The following is a 9,249-nucleotide window of genomic DNA, read 5'->3' on the forward strand; positions in this document are numbered from 1 at the left end:
TTAGAAGGTTAAATTAAATCCCATTATCCAATAACGAGAAACAGGATAGGTAGCCTGAGGGGCATTACCCGTATTCTCAGCAAAAACGGTTTCAGGATCATACACTTTTGGAAGGCCTGTAAAAGTTAGCAGGTTTTCTCCGGCTACATAAATTCTGGCTTTTTGTAAAAACAGTTTATTTGATAGCTTTTGAGGTATAGTGTATCCCACACTAATATTCTTTAATCTTAAATATGCCCCATTTAGAACATATCTTGATTGTACCTGACGATTCTTGTTTGTTTGAGCGGTAAAATAAGGTTTAGCAAAATAAGCATTGGTATTCGGCCCTAATATATTCGTCTCATTAGCAGGTCTCCAGTAATCAAGAGCTGGCGAGTCTTTTAGGATAGTAGATGATCCGAACGCCGTAAGCATACCATAAAACATGCCTGCATTAGTATGTGGGTAATAGTCATGTTTACCTACGCCTTGCCAAAACATATTAAAATCAAAACTTTTCCAGTTAACTCCCCCTGTAAAACTATAATTATACCTTGGAGAAGTATTACCAATAACGGTTAAGTCACCATGGTCATCTAATGTTCTTGTACCATCATTTATGATAGGGTTTCCATTTGTATCCAGGTATCTGTCTCCGTCAAGGTTTTTATATTTCATATCACCCGGCCCCCATGTAGAATAAAAGAAAGTCTGGTTATACATAGCTTCTCCCTGTGTCTGTATCAGACCATCTGTTACATAACCCCATATTTCACCAACTTCTTTACCTACATAATAGTTATCAATAACTCCTTTTTCATTGTTAAATTTTAACACTGTTGTTCTGCTATCTCCTAAAGTAATTCTTGCATTATATGCAAAGTCAGATGAAATACGTTGATTCCAGCTTAATGCAAGTTCAAAACCCTTGGTTGTCAAAGAAGCGTTATTAACATTTGGAGCTATTGTTCCCAGAAGGTATGGTAAGTCTTCTCCCCTGGTCATCATATCATCTGTTCTTCTGTTGTACCAGTCAAACGCAAGCCCTAATCTGTTTTTCAAAAATTCTGCATCTAATCCAATATTTAATGTAGATACGGTTTCCCAGGTTATCGTAGGGCTAATTATTTTAGGAACGTTTGCGTATGGAGGGCGTTGTCCGTCAATTATCCAGTTCAGCTCTGCAACAGGATCAATCCTTTTTATATATTGAAAATAATCGTAAACATTCTGATTTCCCAAAGATCCATAAGAGCCTCTTAACTTAAGCATATTAACATATGGTTTTACAGGCTCCCAGAAATTTTCTTTTGAAATATTATATCCAACAGATCCTGAAGGGAAAAATCCCCATCTCAGATTTTCTGCAAATCTGGACGAGCCGTTATAACGGGCACTAAACTCTACCAGATATTTTTCTTTGAAATTATAGTTTAAACGACCAAAAACACCTTGTGTTGTCCAATGCCATAAATCGTCTTCAACAGTTTTATTTCCAACTGCAGTGCTTATAGAGGGCACTTCCGGAGTAATTAAACCTGACGCCGTTGCATTTAGACTTGAAAATGTTTTTTTATCCTGCTCGTAACCTAATAGTCCTTTAAAATAATGATTATTGACTTGCTTTTCATAAGATGAAACTACGTTAAATAACGTATAAAGAGGCTGTGAATAAACAGATTGGTAAGTAGCACTTGGCTTACCTATATTGCCAAATGCACCATTGCCTAGTTCTACCATAACCGGCTTAGGATTCACCATTCTCCTGTCTGTCTGCACATTATGGTTATAAGAAACATTTGTCTTCCATCCTTTTACAGGTTCAAACTCTCCTCCCAGCACTAATAAAAAGTCATTAATCTCCAGTTTATCTCTTCCTCCGTCTTCCATCATCCTTATCAAAGGATTTTGAATAGTGCCATTAATATTGTACATAGGCGTCATAGGCGCCCACGTAAGAAACTCACCGAAAGCATGGTCTCTGCCTACAGTTGTGATACCCAGTGGATAGTCGGAATAACCTTTTGCATACTTTAAACTAGTATTTAAACTCAGCCAATTGGTAACTCTGGTGGAAAGGTTGGTTAAGAAATTATATCTTTTATAAAAATCATAACCATAGTTATACATTCCATCCTGGTCTGTAAATCCACCGGCAATATAGAACTGTGTTTTATCAGTACCACCCGAAACATTAATATTATGTTTTTGGTTGAAAGTATTATTTTTAAACATCAAACTGGCCCAATCGTAATTGGCATTGCCATTACGTCTTCCTAAAAAGATACCGGAAATAGGATTGTTGGGATCATATTCATAAGGGTATGTTCCGGCCATATAATCCCTTATCCTGTTCATCTGTTCATCTGAATATATTGGGGTTGATACCAAAGCATTGGCATTCGCCTGATTATAAGCAGTTGCCCAGGTTAAGGCGTCTACCTGGCTAAGTGGCCTAACCGGAGAAGCTAATGATAAGGTATTGTTATATTGAACATTAACTTTACCGTCTTTACTTCCTTTTTTGGTAGTAATTAATATAACACCAAAAGGTGCTTTTGAACCATAAATTGCAGATGCTGAAGCGTCTTTTAAAACCGAAACACTTTCAATAGATTCAGGGTCTACATTATTGATATCCATTTCAACACCATCAACCAAAACGAGAGGAGAAGTACTTACGCCTCTGGTAGCATCAAGATTAATCGAACCAACGCCCCTTATATTAAAGTTACTAGCCGCACCAGGTTCGCCTCCTCTGGAATTCATAGAAATGTTAAGATTCGGTGACGTACCCTTTAATAGGTCAGCAACCTTAGATGCCGGCCTGTTTTCTAACTGTTCTCCAGAAATAACGTCAACGGACCCGGTAAGATTAACTTTCTTTTGTGTACCATAGCCCACCACAACCACTTCTTCCAAAGATTTAGAATCTTCTGTCAAACTTACATTAATAGTGCTCTGATTGTTTACCGGTATTTCCCGGGTGACATAACCTATATAGGTGAAAATCAAAATTCCATCTCCGTCTGGCAAATTAAGCGTATAACGGCCATTTACATCAGTACTGGTAACGTTTTTTGCGCCTTTTAGTTGAACACCTACACCAATTAAAGGCTCGCCATTACTGTCTGTTACCTGGCCGCTTACTTTTACCTGAGCTATCTCAATAGCGGGTTTTAGAGATGTTGCATCTACAGTTTTTTCAGCACTTTTACCCAGTACAATCCGGTTATCTATAGTCTCATATGAAATTCCGTTAACATTCAAAAGCTTATCTAAAACAACACCCAGTTTTTGATTATTAACATTTAGAGAAACCTGTTGATCTATCTTTATGACATCCTTACTATAAACAAATTTAACTTTTGCATTTTCTTTAAGTGCGTTTAATACTACATCCAACTTATCATTTATTGATATAGTTACCTTTCGATCTAATATGGCCTGAGCATTGGTATCCTTGGCGAAAGTCATCCCGGTAAATAGGAGGGCAATGGCTCCCTGACTAAGAGTACTCTTCATAACTCTGGACCAAGTCAAACTTTTCTTTAAATAAATTTTCATAAATACATGTGTTTTATTAGAATAGGACAATTATTTCTTAATCTAGACTTGATTTCTGCCACAGCAGTAAAAACTCCGGATTTAGGTTAGGTTAATTATTTTCATCAATCATAGGCTTATTATTTATGTTTTTTATTAAAATTATCTTTCTGCCGTTTATTTCATATTTTAGGTCAAGAGATTTCTCCAGCATTTCTAAAATTGAGGGTAAACTCTGATCCGTAAAATCTGCTTCCAGGGAAAAGTTCAAAAGATGTTTGTTGGAAGTTGTAATATTTACTCCAAACTTTTTATCCAGAATAGGGATAACATCTTTTAATGTTATATTGTTAAATGTTAATGTTGCTTTTCGCCACATGCTTAATTCAGAATTGTCGTTTTCTCTTTCTTTTTTCAAGGCATTATCAATTTTTGAATAAGTTACTTTTTGATCAGGTTGTAGTATTACGCCAGCATCTTCATATTGTTGCTGCAGACGTACCGATACTTTTCCGGTTACTACCGAGACCTCTGCCGGAATACCTTTTTTCGCCCTAACAAGAAAACTTGTACCCAATACCCTTGTTATAATATTGTCACTATGAATAATGAAAGGCCTTCCGGCATCAGGTTTAACTTCAAAAAAGACTTCTCCGGACATGGTAATTTCTCTATCCGTCGATGAAAATTTCTTTGGATATACAATTTTGCTATTGGGATTAAGCCATACTGTACTTCCGTCTTCAAGAACTAACTTCTGAATGTTTTTTGATTGGTTAAAGGCAACCACTTCCGCACTTACTTTATTATAATGCTTGAAAAGGAAAATTCCCAGTACTACTAATACAGTTGCAGCTATCCCGCTTAAAAAATAAATCCTGCTTATTGGTCTTTTACTATGATTTGAAGTCTCAATTGATTGTAAATTGGTTAACGCAATATTATTTTTAATACGCTGTCTTAAGTGCTGCTTTAGTTGTTGCCGCTGTAAATCGGATAGTGAATCAATAGGGTTTTGCTCGTCATCAAACGAATTATACCACTCATTTAAACAATGAATTTCCTCCGGAGTACATTCATTGTTTAAATATTTTGTAACTAATTTCTGCAAATCATCTTTATGCATAGGGCTTTTTGGTTATGTAATTGGTTAGCTTACGTATATATAGACAGTTAGCTAGCTATTAACCCTTGCTTATAAAAAAAATTATGTTTTACCTGAAAGATTTGGAAAGGCTAACTTTTGATGGATAAGATTATGAAGAGCCATGTGGCTAATTTATTTATACCGTAAATCTTAGTCTTTAGTTGTCGGATAGCCTTTGTAAGATGGCCTTCAACCGTTTTTTCGGAAATACCGAGTACGGCGGCAATTTCTCTATTCGTTTTATAATGTTTACGGCTAAGTTCATAAACAGATCGGCATTTTGGCGGGAGATGATTTACTTCTTTTTCGAGAATCTTATTTAAATCATTAATCAAAATGGTTTCCTCAGTTGAATTGTCATGAATACTTGTAGTGTGCAGAGATGCTTTATATGATTCTCTAACCATTTCTTTTTGAATATTATTAAATACCATGTAACGAACTGCGGTATAAAGGTAAGCAGCAAGTGAAGTGTGGATTTTAATGCAGTCTCGCTTAGTCCATAAATGGGTAAATAAATCCTGAACCGTTTCTTCTGCCTTTTCATGAGACTTTAGCCGTTTATAGGCAGCCGCGTATAAGGCAGACCAATATCTGTTAAAAATCTCTTCAAATGCAGCATCACTACCGTCGCAAAGTAATACTGAAAGTTCCTTGTCCGAAAGCTTCTCGAAATTCCGCATATTACATGCAAATATTTAATATTATTAAAAATACATGCTGGTTTATAATCAAAAAAGATAGAACTAATATATATGAAAAAATCTAAAATATTTATTATAGCCTAACTTTTTTATCGAACATTTGTGGTAAAGAGTCCGAAGAAAGAGAGAAGCCTGATTCTTATCGCAGGGTTTTCTTTGAGAGACCGTTGCTCCCGGAGCCTGTGTGTATCTATTATCCCTCAAACCAGAATGAATAACAAATCTTCCAAAGAAACTTCTTAAGCTGACGAATGGTGAAAATCCCAAAAATCAATTGATATTAGGACAAATCAGAAAACAAAAAACGCTGATAAGAGAGTTCCTATCAGCGTTTTTGTTTGCGAACTTAGCGTTCTTAATGGTTAAAACTATCTTGAAAATCCAAATTTGGCTTCAAAAGACTTCAGTTGATCATCTATTTTTTTATGCAAAGCATCTTCCTGATATTTCTTTGTCATTTCTTCAAATTGGGAAAGTACAAATAAACCTAATTGAACGTCTCTACCTGCAAGATTCTCTTTGGTTTTGCTAATGGAATATCTGTAATTTAACTCTCCCTGAACCAGGTCTGCTGTTTGGTCTAGAATCTCACTAGCCTCTTTCTTCATCCCCAATTGGTAAAGTACATCTACAATTTCGTATTTGCCCAGAGCAAAATTAGCGTCATAAACTGTTTTAATAGGTAATACCTCCAGACATTTGTTCATGACTTTTTTAGCGCTGTCTAATTTGCCTTCAGTAATTAAATTTCTGGTTAGCTCTATAAACTTATTCACAGAAAGGAATACCATTTTAGTAGATTCAGGATCCAGGTAAGATGCTGTTTTCATGTTTCCCCAAAGGAATTTATTCATAACATTATCGTACATCGCATCTGTATTTACCTCTTCAGTTTCAGAAAGGGCGCTGCTGTTAGCAATATTGCTTTTTTCTTTAGGTAACAAACGTAAAGCAAAACCTTCATTGAACAGGTATTTATCTAAGCCCATAAAGCTGCTGCTAGGTACTGTAAATGCAAAGTAAACAGGTCTTTGCCATTTATTATGTGCCAATATATCTAAAATAGCCAGTTGACCTTTTGTTAAGTAATTGCCTGGTAAAGTCCACGTAAGTTCAGGAAGAATTCTGCCTGTCTCACTGGCTTTCATGGTTCCGGATTTAATCACATCATTGGCATTAACAGTTAATTTAAACTGTTTGGTAGGCAAGAAATTCTCGGATTTACCATTTTGGTACTGAACTTTAGCTTCGGGGTTGTCAGAAGTAACAAATTCAAAAATATCGCCTATTTCCTGATGTCCCTGTAATTGGAAATCCTGATAAAATAACACATCTCTTACACCGGAAACATAAGCAGCGGGAGGAATTGTTAAATTAATAGGCTGAGATTCATTGAAAGGTTTTCTCAACTGATTAATATACCAATCCGTATCAAATAAACTTAAATTGATAATTCTTATGTCGGGTCTAAACTTCTCTACTTCCTGAACGTACCAGAGCGGGTAAGTATCATTATCGCCATAAGTAAATAATATGGCATTAGGAGCACAGCTGCTTAAGTAATTTTTAGCCAGGTCTCTTGCAGTGGTTTTTCCAGAACGATCGTGGTCGTTCCACTCTTCTTTAGCCATTAATATCGGCGCCGCAAACAAACCAATTACTGTAGCCATAACACCTGCTGTTTTAGCATTGAGAAACTTTCCAATCCATTCGGATATTGCAAATACTCCTAAGCCAATCCAAATGGCAAAAGCGTAAAAAGAACCGGCATAGGCATAGTCCCTTTCGCGGGGCTGATTTGGAGTTTGATTCAGGTAAAGCACAATCGCCAGACCCGTAAAAAAGAATAACATAGCAACCACACCAGCATCTTTCTGATCTCTTTTGAAATGCCAGAAAGCACCAATTATACCTAATATCAATGGTAGAAAATAAAGCCTGTTATACGCTTTATTCTCAGTTATACTCTTTGGAAGATCATCCTGATTGCCCAAACGCAGGGCATCAAGAGGTTTAATGCCGCTTATCCAGTTTCCTTTAGTATATTCTCCATAGCCCTGCTCATCGTTTTGGCGTCCTGCAAAGTTCCAAAGGAAATAACGCATATACATGAAACCAACCTGATAAGTACCGAAGAAACCAAGATTCTGGCCAAAAGTAGGACTCTCAGATTCACTCATGTTCATCCAGTCCCGGTATACCGAAATGTGACCTCTGTCATCACTATACATTCTGGGGAAAAGTGTATTTCTATCGTAGACATAAGAAGTGCGTTTTCCGGCAACTTCATATTTATGTTCACCTTTTCTATAAATGGTAGAGGTTTCTTTAGAATCTACCACTTTGCTGTCAAAGTATTGTCCGTAAGCCAATGGTCTGTCTCCATATTGTTCACGGTTCAGGTAACTTAGTAAAGAAAATGCATTATCAGGAGCACTGTTATTTAAAGTAGGATTGGCTTTCGCCCTAATCACAATCATGGCAAAAGAACTGTATCCAAGAATAATCAATACAAAAGAAAGCATGGCCAGGTTAAGCACCGGTTTGTTCTTGCGGATCGAATATTGGATTAACCAGATAGACAAACCTACAATAAGCAAAGCAAAGAAAATAACCCCGCTGCCGAAGCCAAGGCCTATCGTATTAACAAAGAAGAGATCGAAATAAGCGCCAAATTTTACCAGATATTGGATTATGCCATACTGAATAATACCCAAAATGACAATACCAATGAATAGTGCTGTGATAATGCCTTTGGAAGTGGCCTTTTCTGTCCTGCGGAAATAATAAATTAACGCAATTGCAGGAATAGCTAATAAATTTAACAGGTGGACGCCTATAGACAAACCCATTACATAAGCTATAAATAATAACCATTTATCTGCGTTTGGTTCATCTGCATGTGAGTCCCATTTTAATATGGCCCAGAATACAATGGCTGTAAACAATGAAGACATGGCATAAACCTCGGCTTCTACAGCAGAGAACCAGAAAGTATCCGAGAAAGCATAAGCCAGTGCACCTACCAGGCCGGCACCAATAATGGTAATGGTTTGCGTAGTGTTAGGCTCCCCTTTATATGCCGTAGCAACCTTTCTGCCCAGAGCAGTAATGGTCCAGAACAGAAACATAATGGTAGCACCGCTGGACAAAGCCGAGCTTACATTAACCCAGTATGCTACAGAAGTTTCATCAGCAGCTAAAAGGCTAAACAATCTCCCGATCATCAAGAATAAAGGAGCTCCAGGCTGGTGTACAATTTGTAGTTTGTAGGCTGCGGATATAAATTCGCCACAATCCCAGTAACTTGCCGTGGGTTCTAAAGTTAGAATATAAACTAAGCTTGCAATCAGAAATGTAAGCCAACCAAATAAGTTGTTAATTTTTTTATAGGTCATTTCTCTGTTAGATTCTTTTAATCTGCCGAAAATAAATATTTGAAATGAATATATGGCTACTTTAACAAATTATTAACCCTTTTTATTGTATGATAGGGGCTTATGCTTTTGGAATCTTTATTTTAATAAATATCTGACAATCCGATAATAGTGCTTAAAGGCATTTGCCTAACTGGAACGATGGTTTTTAGCAGTTTATCAAAAGCTTTCAGAAAAAGTTCCCGTTTTATACTCTTATATTTTGATTATAAAATGCTTATTGTTTAAATTGGCTTTTCTTTCAAATTATTTCCAACATTCTTTAATAAAACCAAACGGAAGTCCATCAAACTCCGCTAAAGTCCGTGAAAGTCCGGAAATTACCGTACTTGGTTCGTGTTTGGTTCGCGCTTGCTCCGTCCCTGCTTCGAGTGCTGTTCGATGAATCTTCGATAAAGGTTCGAGGAACGTTCGGCGCTTGCCGAAGCGCAGT

At 36.7% G+C, this 9,249-nt stretch carries 5 protein-coding genes; all 5 read right to left on the reverse strand.

All coding sequences use genetic code 11. The features are described 5' to 3' along the window. Positions 1-3,507: a TonB-dependent receptor gene (locus ABWO41_RS02370; protein ID WP_353132847.1), complete on the reverse strand. Its 3,507-nt coding sequence runs from the start codon at positions 3,505-3,507 to the stop codon at positions 1-3. A 133-nt stretch (positions 3,508-3,640) separates the two neighbouring features. Continuing rightward, positions 3,641-4,654, reverse strand: a complete 1,014-nt coding sequence (locus tag ABWO41_RS02375; RefSeq protein ID WP_353132850.1) for a FecR family protein — start codon at positions 4,652-4,654, stop codon at positions 3,641-3,643. A gap of 110 nt (positions 4,655-4,764) precedes the next feature. Continuing rightward, positions 4,765-5,358: an RNA polymerase sigma-70 factor gene (locus ABWO41_RS02380; RefSeq protein ID WP_353132853.1), complete on the reverse strand. Its 594-nt coding sequence runs from the start codon at positions 5,356-5,358 to the stop codon at positions 4,765-4,767. A 389-nt stretch (positions 5,359-5,747) separates the two neighbouring features. Next, positions 5,748-8,777, reverse strand: coding sequence for a protein O-mannosyl-transferase family (locus tag ABWO41_RS02385; RefSeq protein ID WP_353132856.1), 3,030 nt, complete (start codon positions 8,775-8,777; stop codon positions 5,748-5,750). 285 nt (positions 8,778-9,062) lie between these two features. Then, positions 9,063-9,249, reverse strand: a 187-nt coding sequence (locus tag ABWO41_RS02390) for a hypothetical protein (protein WP_353132859.1), incomplete at its 5' end; no start/stop codon positions are given.

Source organism: Pseudopedobacter sp. (assembly GCF_040392825.1).
GTDB lineage: Bacteria > Bacteroidota > Bacteroidia > Sphingobacteriales > Sphingobacteriaceae > Pseudopedobacter.

What these genes read in the sequence shown, in the direction of transcription:
- ABWO41_RS02375 (WP_353132850.1), bottom strand. Translation starts at nt 4,654, where the DNA reads ATGCATAAAGATGATTTGCAGAAATTAGTTACAAAATATTTAAACAAT.
- ABWO41_RS02380 (WP_353132853.1), bottom strand. Translation starts at nt 5,358, where the DNA reads ATGCGGAATTTCGAGAAGCTTTCGGACAAGGAACTTTCAGTATTACTT.
- ABWO41_RS02385 (WP_353132856.1), bottom strand. Translation starts at nt 8,777, where the DNA reads ATGACCTATAAAAAAATTAACAACTTATTTGGTTGGCTTACATTTCTG.
- ABWO41_RS02370 (WP_353132847.1), bottom strand. Translation starts at nt 3,507, where the DNA reads ATGAAGAGTACTCTTAGTCAGGGAGCCATTGCCCTCCTATTTACCGGG.